Genomic DNA, 14,738 nt, shown 5'->3' with positions numbered 1-14,738 from the left:
TATTGTGTCTCTCTGTTACTGGGGCCGTAGCCCAATGGCAGAGGCACACGGTTTAGGTCCGTGCCAGTGTGAGTTCGACTCTCACCGGCCCCACTTCCGATTTATCGGGTACTGCAAGTGCTTTACCGGCTCGTACACTCGTCCGCATTATGACGAAGCTGAATCAGATCATCGCGGTCGAGAAGGGCGTGAAGTCCCGCTCCTTCCAGGACCTCACCGAGGCCCACCACGTCCTGCAGAAGCCGGCGCTGCTGGCCGGGATCTCGCGCACGTACCGCCCGAAGGACGAAGAGGGCGAGCAGCTCCCGCCCGAGTCGACGCGCGTGCAGGTCAAGGCCGAGGAGGTCCTGCGCCAGACGGCGACGATCCTCACCCGCCTGTTCGACGTCACCGCGACCAAGGACTGGACGAACTGCGTCGCCCGCGCCGACGTCTCGGTCGACGGGGAGGTCCTGCTGCGGGAGGTGCCGGTGTCGTACCTGCTCTTCCTGGAGAAGCAGCTCGCCGACCTCCTCACGTTCGTGCGCAAGCTGCCGATCCTCGACGCCGCCGAGACGTGGGTGTACGACGCCTCCGCCGACACGTACGCGACCGAGCCCACGCAGACCACCCGCACGAAGAAGATCCCGCGCAACCACGTCAAGGCCGAGGCGACGGAGAAGCACCCGGCGCAGGTCGAGGTCTACTACGAGGACGTGGTCATCGGCTATTGGAAGACCGTGAAGTTCTCGGGCGCGCTGGCGGCCAAGCGCGTGAACGAGCTCGTGGAGCGCGTCGAGAGGCTGCAGGCCGCGGTGAAGTTCGCCCGCGAGGAGGCCAACGGCGTGGAGGTTGTGGAGCAGGAGGCCGGAGAGAAGGTTTTCCGGTACCTGTTCGGCGCCTGACGGCGGCGATGCCCGGCGCTTAGCGGAAGTGCGCGGCGCCGGGCGTCGGATGGGTTGAGGTGCGCCCCGGGCCGATGGGCGGTCGATATGCGTGATGCGTGACGACCGGAGGGTGCGGGACGTGTTTGCGCGGCGCGTGACGACCCGGCGCGTACGGGCGTGTTTGGCGTAGCGCGTGACGACCCGAGGTGCGCGGCGCGTGCGGGCGTGGCATGGGGTGTGCGGGGCCGGCTGGGGACGTGTGCGGCTGGGTTCCGGCTATGAGGTGCGCGACTTTCCTGCGTGTGGCGGTGGCGGTGGAAAGCGGTTTCGCGTTTTGGGGTGGCGGCTTTAAGATCGAGGTGCGCAAGGAGCGCAGGCTGAACCTGAGGCTCAGTTTGACAGGTGCGCGCGGTGTCAAGGTGGAGGTTCGATTCCTTCCGCCGCCAGTACTCGAGGCGGCGTAGCCCAATGGCAGAGGCGGCCGCGGGAGCCGAAACACAAACTCAACTTCTCGCTCCAGTCTGAGCATTCGCCGCCGAACGCCGGATCAAACGAACGGGACGCCAGTCGTCGAGGTTGCGGGTTCAACTCCCGCTCGGTCCTCTCCATGGGCCGATAGCTCAATCGAAGAGCGCGACGTCATAACTTGATCTTCGTTCTTCAAACGTCGCCGGTGTGCGCAAATGGGCGGCACGCCGAAGCCCGGTGGATGGATACTCCGCCGGGCTTCACCATGTCCGCGGCAGGACGCCGAAACTGGGGAAGAGCGGTGCGGGTGGAGGTCGCGGGGGATCGGCTGCCGTCGGGCCAGCGCGGACCCGATGAGGCGGATGCCGGGCTCGCGGCGGGCGCCGGCGTGGACTCGGGCCAGGTGCGGACCCGGGCCAATGCGGACACGGGCAACTGCGGTCCCGATGATTCGGCGCGCGGATGCCGGCTCGCGGCAGGGCAGTGCGGACTCTGGGCCAGTGCGGACCCGGCCAGCGCGAAACCTGGGCCAGCGGAAACCCGGGCCGCCGCGGACCCGGCGAGCGCGAAACCTGGGCCGGCGGAAACCCGGGCCGCCGCGGACCCGGTGAGCGCGAAGCCTGGGCCGGCGGAAACCCGGGCCGCCGCGGACCCGGCGAGCGCGAAGCCTGGGCCGGCGCCGAACCTGGGCCGGCGGAAACCCGGGCCGCTGCGGACCCGGCCAGCGCGAAGCCTGAGCCGGCGCCGAACCTGGGCCAGTGTGGACCCGGGCGTGCGCGGACCCAGCCGGTGCGAAGAACTGCGCCGACCTCCGGCCGTCAGCGGGGCGGCTCAGTCGAGGCCCAGGTCCTTGCGCAGCTTCGCCACGTGGCCGGTGGCTCGTACGTTGTACATCGCGCGCTCGATCTGGCCCTTCTCGTCGATCACGAAGGTGGAGCGGATCACGCCCAGGACCGTGCGGCCGTAGTTCTGCTTTTCGCCGTAGGCGCCGTAGGCGCGCAGGACGGCGCGGTCCGGGTCGGAGACCAGGGGGAAGGTGATCGCGTCGCGGTCGCGGAACTGGGCCAGCTTCGCGGGGGCGTCGGGGGAGATGCCGACCACCTCGTAGCCTGCGGCCTTGAGCGAGGCGATGTTGTCGCGGAAGTCGCACGCCTGCTTGGTGCAGCCAGGGGTCATCGCCGCCGGGTAGGCGTAGAGGACGACCTTTCGGCCGCGGAGGTCGGCGAGTGACAGGGGCTCGTCCCGGTCGGTCTGCAGCGTGAACTCGGGGGCCGTGTCACCCGGCTCCAGGCGCGTCGTCGTCATGCCCAGACTCTATCCCCCGGGTACGACAAACATGGACGCTGATCGCGGAGTGCCTTGGCGGCGCTACTCGAAGTGATCGGGAACTTTTTGCGGGTGACCCGCGACCAACTCAGAATGACCGGCGCGAAATCATGAGCTCATGACCCGACGCAGATGGTCCGTCCCTCTGGCGATGCTCCTCGGGGCCCTGGCCATCCTCGTGCTGCCCGCCGCGCCCGCCAGCGCGCACGCCGAGCTCGAGCAGACCGCGCCGGTCGCGGGTACGGTGCTGGACCAGATGCCCGGCGAGGTGACGCTGACCTTCAGCGAGCAGGTGCGGCTCGTCGCCGACAAGATCAAGGTCGTGGCCCCGGACGGCAGCCGGGCGGATACAGGCAAGCCCGCGGTACGCGATCAGGAGCTGGTGATTCCGCTCAAGACCGGCGGGCCCAAGGGCACGTACCTGGTCAGCTACCGGGTCATCTCCGCCGACAGCCACCCGGTCAGCGGCGGCTACAGCTTCTCCTTCGGCCAGCCCTCGGCCACCCCGAACGCCGACGACGGCAAGGACGTGCAGACCGACGGCGTCGTCAAGAACGCGATGTCCGTCGCCCGGTTCCTCGGCTTCGCCGGTCTCGTGCTGCTCGTCGGGCCCGCGCTGATCCTGCTCGCGCTCTGGCCGCGCCGGCTGTCCACCCGCGACCCGGGCCGCCTCGCGCTCGGCGGGGCCGGGCTGCTCGCGCTGAGCACGATCCTGGAGTTGTACATCCAGATCCCCTACACCGCCGGGACGTCCCTGTTCGACGTCTCCGGCACCGCCGCCCGCGAGGTCCTGGGCACCCCGTTCGGGGCCGCGCACCTGGTGCGGCTCGGCGTCGTGCTCGCGACCGCGATCCTGATCCGGCCCGTGCTGACCGGCCGGGCCGGCAAGTTCGACCAGACCATGCTCGTCATCCTGGGCATCGTCGGGCTCGCCACCTGGCCGATCTCCGGGCACCCGAGCGCCTCGCCGGTGCCCACGCTCACCGTGGTCGCCGACGCCGCCCACCTCGCGGCCATGTCCATCTGGCTGGGCGGGCTCGTCATGCTCTTCGGCTTCCTGCTGCGCCGGGCCAACACCCGCGAGCTGAGCGCGATCGTGCCGGTGTGGTCGGGCTGGGCGCTCTTCGCCATCACCGTCCTCGTACTCGCCGGGACCGCGCAGGCGCTCGTGGAGATCGGCACGCTCGATGCGCTGACCGGCACGACGTACGGCCAGATCGTCATCGCCAAGGTCGCGCTCCTGGCGGTCGTGGTCGGCGTGGCGGCGTACTCGCGCAGCATTACGAACCGCCGCTTCGCTCCAGCCATGGCGGAAACGGAGCCGGCGGAACTGGGAGCGGCGGAACTGGCAGCGCCGGAAATAGGAGCGGCGGAAATAGGAGCGGCGGAAATAGGAGCGGCGGGAATACCGGCAGAAGCGGCGGAACCGGACGCGGCAGAAGCGGAAGCCGAAGCGGCGGAATCGGACGCCGCGGAATCGGAAACAGAAGCGGCCGAAGCCGAGGCGGCGGAACTGGAAGCGGCCGAAGCGGAACTGCAGGAAGCGCAGGCCCAGCCGCCCCGGATCGAGGACGCCGACCGCCGCCGCCTGCGCGCCGCGGTCATCATCGAGGTCGCCATCGCCGTGGTCGTCCTCGCGCTGACCTCGGTGCTCGTCCAGACCAGCCCGGCCCGCAGCGGTACCAGCGACACCCCGCCCGGCCCGTTCGACACGGTGGTCTCCACCAGCCTGCTCAAGCTCCAGGTCGACATCTCCCCGGCGACCGTCGGGCCGAACTCCATCCACCTGTACGCGGTCAAGCCCGACGGCTCCGGCCCGCAGACGGTCGTCGAGTGGAAGGCGACGGCCGCGCTGCCCGCCAAGGGCATCGAGCCGCTCACCGTGCCGGTCCTCGCCGTCGGCGACGACCACGCGCTCGGCCAGGTCACGCTGACCTCCCCGGGCACCTGGGAGTTCAAGTTCACGGCCCGGGTCGACGACCTCAACCAGACGACGGTGACGGTGCAGGTACCGGTCAAATAGTCCTGGAAGGAGGCCCCCACGACGATTCGGCCAGCTTGCGCCCGTTTTGCCGGTAATGTCGCCCTCGTAACGCCGGGGAAAGAGGGGCGGCTGCCACGGTCGTGCGTCTGGTTCGGGCGGGTGTCGGCGCGCTGCTGCTGCTCATCGCGGTGCCGCTGGCTCTCGCCGGTGGCGGACTTCTGCTCGCCATGGAGCATCGGGCCGACGACGGTTCGTTCGCGGCGCGACTGGAGCGGGTCCGCGCCGGCGGTACCGCGGTGGTCGTGCCCGACGTCGACGCGCTCCTGCGAGCCGAGGCGCCGTTCGCGCGGGGTGGGCAGACCACGCTCAGCCTGTCGGCGGTCGGCTCCGGCGGCCCGCTCTTCATCGGTCTCGGCCCCGAGGCCGACGTCCGGCGCTACCTCGACGGCCGGGCCCACTCCCGCCTGACCCGCGTCCGCCTCGCCCGCGGCCCGCTCCCGGTGGAGCTGAGGGCCGAGCCGATGGCGCGCACCGCGAACCAGTCCGCCGCCCCCGTGAACCCGGACGCCGCCGCGGCCCCCGTGAGCCCGGACGCCGCCGCCGCTCCCGTGAACCCCGCCGACGCCGGCGCCGCTGCCGCTCCCGGGAATCCGGAGGCCGCGGCTCCGTCCGAGGCCAAGCGCCCCGCCGCCGAGCGGTTCTGGATCGCCCGCAGCGAGCAGCGCGCCGGTGCGGCCCGGCTCACCTGGTCGCCCTCGGCCCTGCGCGGCCGGCACCTGTCGCTCGTGGTGATGCGCGCCGACGGTACCGCCGGCATCGATGCTTCTATCACCGCACGCCTGACCCCGGCCTGGCTCGGCCCCACCACCGGCGGCCTGCTCATGCTCGGCGGCGCCCTGCTCTTCCTCGCGCTGATCACCCTGGCCTGGCCCCCGGCCTGCGCCCTCGCCACGGCCGAGCCGCTCGTGATCCCGGCCCGCCCCGCGCCCGAGGAGCCCGCCGAGGAGCCCGCCGAGGAGCCCGCCGCCGGGACGACGGTCGCCGAGGAGACGGTCGTGGACGAGGCGGTCGTGGAGAAAGCGGAAGAGGACGAGGCCGAAGCGGCCGAGCCGGAGCCGGAAGCAGCGAGGACGACGCCGCACGAGCGTGTCATGCGCACCCTGGCCGACGTCCTGGCCGCCGCGGACGCCGAGCGGCAGATCAGCGACGAGAAGGACGCCGGAGCGCCGGAGCCGCCGGCCCCGCGGGTCGAGTGCGAGCTCGACCGCCCGGCGCCCCGCGACGCCGACCTCGACGACCACGGCCCGATCGACCTCCCGCCGCTCCCGGCGATGCCGAACATCGAGCTGCAGTTCACCTGGGCGCCGATCGCGGCGAGCGAGGACAAGGACGCCGCGGAGCCGAGTACCGCCGCACGGTGAGTGACGCAGGCCACATTGAGCCGGGATTTGGTAACGACAAGGCGCAGTCCGGGTGGTTGCCTGCACCGAGGAGTGAGAAGTCGGCCGGATGAACACTAGGCTGTCCGGTGTGGGTGATCTTTTGGTCTGGATCGACTGTGAGATGACGGGGCTCGATCTGGGGAAGGACGCGCTGATCGAAGTCGCAGCGCTGGTGACCGACCCCGATCTGAACGTGCTCGGCGAGGGCGTCGACGTGGTGATCCACGCCGACGACGCGGCGCTGGACGGGATGCTCGAGGTCGTGCGGGACATGCACAGCAAGTCCGGCCTCACCGAGGCGGTGCGGGCTTCCGCGGTCACGGTCGCCGAGGCCGAGGACCTCATCATGACGTACATCACCGAGCATGTGCGCGACCCGCGCACGGCGCCGCTGTGCGGCAACTCGATCGCGACGGACCGCGGCTTCCTGGCCCGCGACATGCCGCGCCTCGACCACCATCTGCACTACCGGATGATCGACGTCTCCTCGATCAAGGAGCTGTGCCGGCGCTGGTACCCGCGCGTGTACTTCGGCCAGCCGCCGAAGGGCCTCGCCCACCGCGCCCTCGCCGACATCCGCGAGAGCATCCGTGAGCTGGAGTACTACCGCCGCACGCTCTTCGTGCCGCTGCCCGGCCCCGACGTCGACACCGCCAAGGCGATCGCCGCCGAGTTGAGCCGGGAAGGCGACACGAACGCGTCATAACCCTGTCGACGAATCCCGCACCCCATGCCCTACTATTAGCGGGCGAGTTCATGGTGGCTGTAGCTCAGTTGGCAGAGCACCGGGTTGTGGTCCCGGGTGTCGTGGGTTCAAATCCCATCAGTCACCCCATACGAGAACGGCCCCCGTCGAAGGACGGGGGCCGTTTCGCTTGAGCGGGGTTACGACGTCGGCATCAGGGCCAGACGGCCGTGGTACTCGTTGCCGATCCGCTCCGTGTCCGAGCCCACCAGGAGCCCCTGCGGCGTCGCCAGCAGGGCCCGTGCCCCGACACCGCGCGGGTTGCGCTGCGGGTTCCAGGTCGTCGCCTTGCCCGACAGCGGGTTGAGCGCCGCGATACCGGGCCGCGCCACCGCGCCCGGGCCCGCCGTCTCCTGGCCCTGCGGGTTGTCCATCCAGCGCTGGTGCCCGCCGACGTAGACGGCCGCGCCGGTGTCGGCGACCGAGTACAGCGAGTCCCCGCCGGTGTGGTTCACCCACAGCGGCTTGTGCATCCCGGTGCCGCGCAGGTCGAAGCGCGCCGCCGTGTCACACATCAGGTCGGCGCCCCACTTGCGGCCCGTCGCCACGATCGTCGCGTAGGTGCCGGTCGGGTCGAAGTCGACGCCGCGCAGGTACGTCTCGAAGCCGGCCCGGCACTCGTGGGCGTAGGCGTCGGTGTACCAGTCGGCGAGGCGCACCGGCCCGGCGGCCGGGATGTCGACCATCACCACCTGGGCCCGCCACTGCCCGGCGGCCTGCTCCACCGCGCCGACCGCGGCCAGCCGGGTGCCCGTCGGGGGTCAGAGCCAGGTCCTCGAGCTTCACGCGGGTCAGGTGCGGGGCGGCCAGCTTCAGGTCGAAGACCGGGTCGACCGCGCCGGTCGTCGCGTCGAGCCGGGCCAGGCCGACGCGGCCCGTGGCGCCGATCGCGCTGAACGAGCCGGCCACGTACAGGTACGGGCCCTGGGCGATGATGCTGCGGCTGTCGCCCCAGTTGATCGCCGCGGTGAAGGCCGGCACGCGGCTGTCGTCGGCGACGTTGAGCTGAGCCAGGCCGCGCTGGTCGGCCCCGGCGATCTTCTTGAACTCCCCGCCCGCGTAGACGGTGTTGCTGGCCCCTGTGGCCAGCGTGAACACCGGCGCGTCGGGCTGCGGCGCGAACGGCAGGATCTCGCCGGTCGCGGCACGGTACGCGAACAGGTTCTTGCGGTTGTACTTCACCTTGCGCTGGGCGTCGGTGACGCTGGTGAAGTCGCCGCCCACCACCACGGTGTCACCGACCAGCGCGAACGCGCGCACCTCGCCGTCGAGGACGTTCGGCGTGAAGTCGGCGGGGTTGGTGGACACCTGGCTCGGCTGGTTGAGCGCGGCGGAGGCGGGAATGGCGACCGCGAAAGCGGCCATTGCTGTGGCGGCAGCGGCGATCAGGCGTCGGCGCATGCAGGCGTCTCCTCGGTCGGTTTACGTGATGCCAGACCGTGCCGCCGGAGACGGCGGCACATAGCCAGGACAACGCGAAACGTGGCGAAAGGAAACGCAAAGTACGCTAAAGCACCGGAATGGTCGTGGAGTCCGATTCTTCCGGGTCGTCGGCGTTGACCATGAAGTGGGCGGCGCGCTCCAGATAGTCCCAGAGCACCGCCTCCTGGTCGGGCGGGAGCGCGATCGCGTCGACCGCCCGGCGCATCTGCCGCAGCCAGGCGTCGCGCTCGGCCGAGGCGATCCGGAAGGGCGCGTGGCGCATCCGCAGGCGCGGGTGGCCGCGGTTCTCCGAGTACGTCGACGGGCCGCCCCAGTACTGGATCAGGAACAGCCGGAAGCGCTCGTTGGCCGGTCCGAGGTCCTCCTCGGGGTACAGCGGACGCAGGATCGGATCCTCGGCCACGCCGGCGTAGAACTCGTCGACGAGCTTGTGGAAGGTCGGCTCGCCGCCGACGAGCTCGTAGAAGTTGGGGGACGTCACGCCGTCAACTATGCCGCGCCGCCTGGGAGGGTGGCGCGGGCGGGAGGCCGCCGAGCTCCGTGGTGCGCTCGGTCAGGTCGACGGTGCGCTCGGCGGGGTCGGCCATCGGCGGCTCGCGGCGCGGGCCGGGGGAGGGGCGGCGGCGGGCCGGGAGGGCCACCCGGGCCAGGTCGATCGTGACCTCGCCGAGGTCGTCGATGCCGCCGTGCGCGGCGGCGTACTGCGCGGCCGCGGCCCGGACCTTGTTGGCCGCGATCGCGTCGGCGATGGTGGCCTGGGCCGGCCAGGAGGCGATGATCAGCACGGTGGCGGCGAGGCCGGCGATGCCGAAATACCCCACGACGTCCGGCAGCGGGTAGTAGGTCGCCAGCCAGCCGGTGAGCACGATCGCCCCGCCCTGCAGCAGGTGCACGCCGCTCTGCATGACGCCGAACGCGCGGGCCCGGTACGCCGGCGGGAGCACCTGCACGAAGAGCCCGTTGCCGGCCGGGAGCGTGATCGCCAGCGAGGCGCCGGCGACCACGGTCATGACGACGATCGCCGGCAGGCTCGGGTTGAGCAGCGCCGGCACGAGCGCCAGCGGCGTGATGATCGCCAGCGGCCGGATCAGCGCGACCCGCCGCTGGGGCGGCAGCAGCCAGGTGATCAGCGCGCTGCCGATCACGAACCCGGCCGCGGCCGCGGTCATGATGACGCCGAAGCCGAACGCGTCGGAGTGCCCGGCGAGGTGGGCGGCCCAGGCCGCGGCCAGGCCCTCGGGAACCACGCCGAAGCAGACGCCGCAGAACACGACAAGCGCGATCGAGCGCATGACCGGCGAGCGGAACACGACCCGGTAGCCGTCGGCCGCCTCGCGCAGCAGGTTGGTGTGCTGCTCGGGCTTGAGCTCGGGCTGGCGCTCGCGCACCAGCAGCGAGATCACCAGCGCCGAGACCGCGAACGTGAGCCCGTTGACGAGCAGGGCCAGCGAGCCGTTGACCGCCACGAGCACGGCGCCCAGCGCGTAGCCGGCGATGAGCGAGACCTGGCCGGTGGTGCGGTTGAGCACGATCGCGGTGACGTACTGCTCGCCGTGCAGCAGCTGCGGCATGAGCGCCGAGCGGGAGGCGTCGAACGGCGGGCTCAGCAGCGCGTTGCCGAACAGCAGCGCGATGATGAGGCCGGTCGGCAGGCCGGGCAGCGCGGCGAGCGCGAGCATGATGCCGGCGCGCAGCAGGTCGCAACCGATCATGGTGCGGCGGTACGGGTGGCGCTCGGCCCAGGCCGCCAGCAGCGCCCCGACGCCGAGCCACGGCAGGTAGCTCACCGCGAACGCGGCGGCGGACAGGATCGGGGAGTTCGTCTGGCGGTACACCAGCGCGACGACCGCCGCGCGGGCCACGTTGTCGCCGAGGCTCGACTGCGCCTGGGCCGCGAAGACCGCGGCGTACTCGCGGTTGGCGAGGGTCTCGCGGATCGTCGCGGGGCGCTGGGCGGAGGCGTCGTTCGGCACCGGCAGAGCCCCCTTCCCCATGGTCGCGACGGCGGCGGAACGTTCGCGGGCGCGGCCGAACCGGTCAATCCGCCCGAGAGGGGTCAACGGCGGCGGACCGGGACACTGTGCAGCGATGCACCTGAACGAACGGACGATAACCGACTGACCACCCGACGCGCGACCCTACCCTCGGGGTTGATCACAGATGACCGCGAGATTGGACAAATACCCCCGATCGGTACAGGAATGGAGGTATGGCCACTTCTGCCGGGTGGCGATCCGCGAAGGGGCAAGCGGGTGGGTCGCCCCGGATCAGGTGGGGCCGGGCTGGCCCGTCTCGCCGCCGTCGCCGTTGGCCGGGCGGATGTACATGCGCGCCGCCGTCAGCTGGGCCGCGATCCCGGCCCGCTCCAGCGACTCGGTCAGCCGCCGGCGCAGCTCGCGCCCGATGCGCCACTGCGCCTCGTTCGACGTCTTCACCGTGGTCCGCAGCACCGCGCCCTCGGCGGTGAGCTGCTCCACGCCGAGCACCTTCGGCGGGTCCATGAAGTCGTCGGCGTAGTCCGGGTCGGTGCCGAACTCGTCGGCCGTCGCCTGCAGCACCGCGGTGGCCTGCTCGACCGAGACGAACCCGACCGGCACGTCGATGTTGACCACGGCCCAGCCCTGGCTCTTGTTGCCGACCCGCACGATCTCGCCGTTGCGCACGTACCAGACCACGCCCCCGGCGTCGCGGATGGTGGTGATGCGCAGCCCGACCGCCTCGACGGTGCCGGTGGTCTCGCCGACGTCGACCACGTCGCCGACGCCGTACTGGTCCTCCAGGAGCATGAACAGCCCGGCGATGAAGTCCTTGACCAGGTTCTGCGCACCGAAGCCGATGGCCAGGCCCGCGATGCCGGCGCTGGCCAGCAGCGGGGCGAGGTCGATGCCGATCTCGCCGAGCACGAGCATCGTGGCGATCGAGAACACGACCGCGGAGGCGATGCTGCGCAGCACCGAGCCGAGCGCCCGGGCGCGCTGGTTGCGCCGCTCCGAGGGGGCGGCGAGGGTCGGGAGCCGCCTGCGCAGCGGCCGCAGCACCGAGCCGCCGGCCTCGTTGTCGCTGATCGTGTGCCGGATCAGCCGGTCGATGGCCCGGTGGACAAGTGCCCGGATGATGAGGGCGATGATGATGATCACGATGATCGTCAGCGGCTTGACCAGCGCCCAGTAGCTGCTCTCGGCCAGCCACTTGTTCTTGGTCTGGTCCCAGACGAAGTCGCAGAAACCGGATTTGTCCGCACAGCTCGGCAGGCTCCCGGGCTTCGGCGTCTCCTCCAGCGGCATCGCGATGGGGCCGATCACGTCACTCCTCTAGCAGCAAACCGGGGCGGACCGGGGCAAGTCCGCACAAAAGCCGGGGTCACGGGGGAAGGTTCACCCACCGGCCGCAAATAGTACGTGCAATCCGAGGATCTATCAGGGACGATTAGCCCACGGGCCACCGCCGGTGGGCTCGCAAGCAGACCTTACGTGGCCATTTCCAGGGAGACTTCCTTCACGTATTAGGGGGACGGCGATGCCTGACATACGACCCGCACGAGTATCGGGTGCGCTGGTGCTGAATGCCACCTACGAGCCGCTGTGTGTCGTGTCTGTCAGACGTGCCACCATCCTGGTCCTGACGTCGAAGGCCGTATGTGTCGCCGACGGTGACGGGATCCTCCACAGTGCGATGAACGAGCTGCCGGTGCCGTCCGTGGTCCGGCTCACCCGCTACGTGCGGGTGCCGTACCGCACGCACATAGGCCTCTCCCGCCGCGGAATATTCGCCCGCGACGGATGGCGTTGCGCCTACTGCCGCGGCCCGGCCGAGACCATCGACCACGTGATGCCACGCAGCCGGGGCGGGCGGCACGCCTGGGAGAACGTCGTCGCCGCCTGCGCCCGCTGCAACCACACCAAAGGTGACAAAACGCCAGCCGAACTCGGCTGGCGTTTGCATGCCAGCCCCATAGCGCCCAAGGGCGTGGCCTGGCGGGTGCTCGGCCACCGCACGCCCGACCCGCGCTGGGCCGACTGGCTGGACCTGCCCGTCGACGGCGTGCCGCAGGCGGCTTAGGGGCTGTATCGAAGCCTCAGGTCACCCGGCCGAGCTCCGCCGTGAACGTCGAGTAGGCGCCGGACGTCACGATCTCCCGCAGCCGCCGCATGCCCTCGTGCACGTCGGCGAAGCGGGTGTACAGCGGCGCCAGCCCGATCCGCAGGCGCTCCGGCGTGCGGAAGTCCGGGATCACGCCGGCCGCCTTGAGCGCCTGGCAGATCGGCCAGGCCTCCGGCGCGCGGAACGTAACGTGGCTGCCCCGCCGCGCGGCGTCCCGCGGGCCGGCGAGCGTCAGCCGGTCGCCCAGCCACGCCTCGGCCAGCCCGATCGCGTAGTCGGTCAGCGCCGCGCCCTTCGCGGCCAGGGCGTCGATGCCGGCCTCGGCCGTGATGCGGACGCCTTCCAGCGCCGCGTACCCGCCCAGCACCGGCGGCGTGCCCACCAGGAACCGGTCGATCGAGTCCGCCGGGTCGTAGCCGTCCCCCATCGCGAACTGGTCCCGCCGGCCGAACCAGCCCCAGATCGGCTGCCGCAGCGAGGCCTGCAGGTCCTCGCGCACATAGAGGAACGCGGGCGCACCCGGGCCCGCGTTGAGGTACTTGTACGTGCACCCCACCGCGAGATCCGCCCCGGACTCGCGCAGCGGCACCCGCACCGCCCCCGCGGAGTGGCACAGATCCCACAGTGTGAGGGCGCCCACCCGGTGCGCCGCAGTGGTGATCGCCACCATGTCGGCGACCGCGCCGGAGCGGTAGGCCACGTGGGACAGGCAGACCAGCGCGACGTCGTCGTCCAGCGCCGCGGCCACCCGCTGCGGGTCCACGCCCGCGTCGATGTCGGTCGCGACCACCCGCAGCTCGAGGCCGCGCGCCTTGGCCAGGCCCTCCAGCACGTACCGGTCGGTGGGGAAGTTGTCGTCGTCGGTGACGATCACGCCGCGGCCCGGGCGGGCATCGAGCGCCGCGGCGGCCAGCTTGTACGCGTTGACGCTCGTGGAGTCCGAGAGCACGACCTCGCCGGGAAGCACGTGCAGTACCGACGAAGCCAGCCGGTCACCGACGGAGCGGGCCAGGTCGATCCACGTGTCCCAGCCGCGGATCAGGTCGTGACCCCACTCGCGGTCGATGGCGTCGCGGAGCCGCTCGCGCGTGGCCAGCGGCAGCCGGCCCAGGGAGTTACCGTCGAAGTACACCAGCTCGCTGTCCGGAATGTAGAACCGCGCCCGGAAATGTCCGATAGGGTCGTGGGCGTCGAGCGATTCGGCATGCTGGCGCGAGAGGTCCATGTCAGTGACGGTAGGCCCCCGGCAACCGGCTGGTCATAGCCGCCCGCTAACGTGAAGCCGGTCTTTTAGTCCCTTCGACGCCTGGGGGCGTTGAGCTTGTCCATCATCGAGACGACGCTGATCTTTGCCGGGATTCCGGCTGCGGTCATCCTGCTCATCGCGGGCGCCGTCTACGCGGGGGGTTCCCGCCGTAGCCGGCGCTACCGGCCCGGACGGCCGTTCGATTTCACGCCCGTCTGGTTCCTCTCCGCGCCCGAGCAGCAGACCGAGGCGGCGCACGCCCGCGAGCTCACCGGTGCGCGGCGGGCGGAACTGACCGCAGGCGGCAATGCCTCCGGCGCGACCGACTGGTCGGGCGACCGGACGCTGCCGCAAGTCATCGGAGGCGCAAGTGACCGGTGGTAGCCCGGCCGGCCTGACCGGCCGGCCCGAAGTCCTCAACGGCCCGTTCACCACGCGCCAGCTGCTGCGCCTGGACGAGGCGCTGCGCCTGGCCGACTCGTCGACCGGGCTGACCTTCAGCATCTACGTCGGCGACCTCGAGGAGCCGGGGCGGGCCTACGCGGAGAAGCTGCACGGGCAGCTCGCCGACCCGGCGAACACCGTGCTGATCGCCCTGTCGCCGAACCAGCGCGTGCTGGAGATCGTGACCGGCGGCGAGGCGCGGCGCCGGCTGCCGGACCGCGCGGCGAAGCTGGCGGCCCTGTCGATGGCGGCGTCCTTCGGAGGCGGGGACCTGGCGGGCGGTCTGGTCTCGGGCCTGGCCCAGCTGGCCGACCACGCGGGCAAGCACTGAGTTTCGCGCTGCGCTCCCCGTTGGGGGAGCTCCGCTCCACCCAAACCCGCTGTGTTTCGCGCTGCGCTCCCCGTTGGGGGAGCTCCGCTCCACCCAAACCCGCTGTATTTCGCGCTGCGCTCCCCGTTGGGGGAGCTCCGCTCCACCCAAACCCGCTGTATTTCGCGCTGCGCTCCGCATTGGGGGAGCTCCGCTCCACCCAAACCCGCTGTATTTCGCGCTGCGCTCCGCATTGGGGGAGCTCCGCTCCACCCAAACCCCCTCCCACACGTGGGTCGCCGTCCGGGGCGGAAGGGGCCGGGTTCGTTCTACTCCGGGCCTCCACGGACCGCACCTGGTCCT

14 protein-coding genes and 2 tRNA genes are annotated in these 14,738 nt (G+C 71.3%); 9 read left to right on the top strand and 7 right to left on the bottom strand.

Features of this window, described 5'->3' with window-relative positions; translation table 11 throughout:
* Nucleotides 1-20 precede the first annotated feature (20 nt).
* Both ACPPVO_RS55280 and ACPPVO_RS55275 read left to right on the top strand, forming a co-directional pair.
* Nucleotides 21-93, top strand: a tRNA-Leu gene (locus ACPPVO_RS55280).
* 56 nt (nt 94-149) lie between these two features.
* Nucleotides 150-884, top strand: coding sequence for a hypothetical protein (locus ACPPVO_RS55275; RefSeq protein WP_426507628.1), 735 nt, complete (start codon nt 150-152; stop codon nt 882-884).
* A 1,281-nt stretch (nt 885-2,165) separates the two neighbouring features.
* Here the strand turns inward: ACPPVO_RS55275 and bcp are convergent.
* Nucleotides 2,166-2,639 carry a thioredoxin-dependent thiol peroxidase gene (bcp, locus tag ACPPVO_RS55270; RefSeq protein WP_360378118.1) on the bottom strand — a complete coding sequence of 158 codons (474 nt, stop codon included), beginning with the start codon at nt 2,637-2,639 and terminating at the stop codon, nt 2,166-2,168.
* Nucleotides 2,640-2,778: 139 nt separating this feature from the next.
* Here bcp and ACPPVO_RS55265 point away from each other — a divergent pair, with 139 nt between their 5' ends.
* From ACPPVO_RS55265 to ACPPVO_RS55250, 4 genes are all read left to right on the top strand, one after another.
* Nucleotides 2,779-4,683, top strand: a complete 1,905-nt coding sequence (locus ACPPVO_RS55265) for a copper resistance CopC/CopD family protein (RefSeq protein WP_426507627.1) — start codon at nt 2,779-2,781, stop codon at nt 4,681-4,683.
* 101 nt (nt 4,684-4,784) lie between these two features.
* Complete coding sequence (locus ACPPVO_RS55260) at nt 4,785-6,065, top strand: hypothetical protein (RefSeq protein ID WP_426507625.1); 1,281 nt, start codon at nt 4,785-4,787, stop codon at nt 6,063-6,065.
* Nucleotides 6,066-6,153: 88 nt separating this feature from the next.
* The gene (gene orn, locus ACPPVO_RS55255) at nt 6,154-6,792 is read left to right on the top strand and encodes an oligoribonuclease (RefSeq protein WP_426507623.1); all 639 of its coding nucleotides are present in this window, start codon (nt 6,154-6,156) and stop codon (nt 6,790-6,792) included.
* Between the two features lie 53 nt (nt 6,793-6,845).
* Nucleotides 6,846-6,921: transfer RNA gene (locus ACPPVO_RS55250), tRNA-His, on the top strand.
* Nucleotides 6,922-6,971: 50 nt separating this feature from the next.
* Here the strand turns inward: ACPPVO_RS55250 and ACPPVO_RS55245 are convergent.
* From ACPPVO_RS55245 to ACPPVO_RS55225, 5 genes are all read right to left on the bottom strand, one after another.
* The gene (locus ACPPVO_RS55245) at nt 6,972-7,379 is read right to left on the bottom strand and encodes a hypothetical protein (protein WP_426507621.1); all 408 of its coding nucleotides are present in this window, start codon (nt 7,377-7,379) and stop codon (nt 6,972-6,974) included.
* Nucleotides 7,339-8,232, bottom strand: a complete 894-nt coding sequence (locus ACPPVO_RS55240; protein ID WP_426507619.1) for a hypothetical protein — start codon at nt 8,230-8,232, stop codon at nt 7,339-7,341. Before ACPPVO_RS55240 ends, ACPPVO_RS55245 begins: the two co-directional genes overlap by 41 nt.
* A gap of 106 nt (nt 8,233-8,338) precedes the next feature.
* Entirely contained in the window at nt 8,339-8,755 is a 417-nt protein-coding gene (locus tag ACPPVO_RS55235) for a globin (RefSeq protein ID WP_426507618.1), read from the bottom strand.
* 4 nt (nt 8,756-8,759) lie between these two features.
* Entirely contained in the window at nt 8,760-10,268 is a 1,509-nt protein-coding gene (locus tag ACPPVO_RS55230) for an MFS transporter (protein WP_426507617.1), read from the bottom strand.
* Between the two features lie 273 nt (nt 10,269-10,541).
* On the bottom strand, nt 10,542-11,576 hold the full coding sequence (locus tag ACPPVO_RS55225) for a mechanosensitive ion channel family protein (protein WP_426507616.1): 1,035 nt from the start codon (nt 11,574-11,576) through the stop codon (nt 10,542-10,544).
* A 214-nt stretch (nt 11,577-11,790) separates the two neighbouring features.
* On the opposite strand from ACPPVO_RS55225, the gene ACPPVO_RS55220 reads away from it, so the two are divergent.
* Complete coding sequence (locus ACPPVO_RS55220) at nt 11,791-12,333, top strand: HNH endonuclease (RefSeq protein ID WP_360378097.1); 543 nt, start codon at nt 11,791-11,793, stop codon at nt 12,331-12,333.
* Between the two features lie 16 nt (nt 12,334-12,349).
* Here the strand turns inward: ACPPVO_RS55220 and kynU are convergent, their stop codons facing one another.
* Nucleotides 12,350-13,600 carry a kynureninase gene (gene kynU, locus ACPPVO_RS55215; protein ID WP_426507614.1) on the bottom strand — a complete coding sequence of 417 codons (1,251 nt, stop codon included), beginning with the start codon at nt 13,598-13,600 and terminating at the stop codon, nt 12,350-12,352.
* A 96-nt stretch (nt 13,601-13,696) separates the two neighbouring features.
* On the opposite strand from kynU, the gene ACPPVO_RS55210 reads away from it, so the two are divergent.
* The gene (locus ACPPVO_RS55210) at nt 13,697-14,005 is read left to right on the top strand and encodes a hypothetical protein (RefSeq protein ID WP_426507613.1); all 309 of its coding nucleotides are present in this window, start codon (nt 13,697-13,699) and stop codon (nt 14,003-14,005) included.
* Nucleotides 13,992-14,396, top strand: a complete 405-nt coding sequence (locus ACPPVO_RS55205) for a DUF5130 family protein (protein ID WP_360378091.1) — start codon at nt 13,992-13,994, stop codon at nt 14,394-14,396. The genes ACPPVO_RS55210 and ACPPVO_RS55205 overlap by 14 nt, the downstream gene beginning before the upstream one ends.
* The last annotated feature ends 342 nt before the right edge of the window (nt 14,397-14,738 follow it).

The organism is Dactylosporangium sp. McL0621 (assembly GCF_049995355.1).
GTDB lineage: Bacteria > Actinomycetota > Actinomycetes > Mycobacteriales > Micromonosporaceae > Dactylosporangium.
The sequence above is the reverse complement of the archived record's forward strand: the minus strand, read 5'-3'. Positions and strand labels throughout refer to the sequence as shown.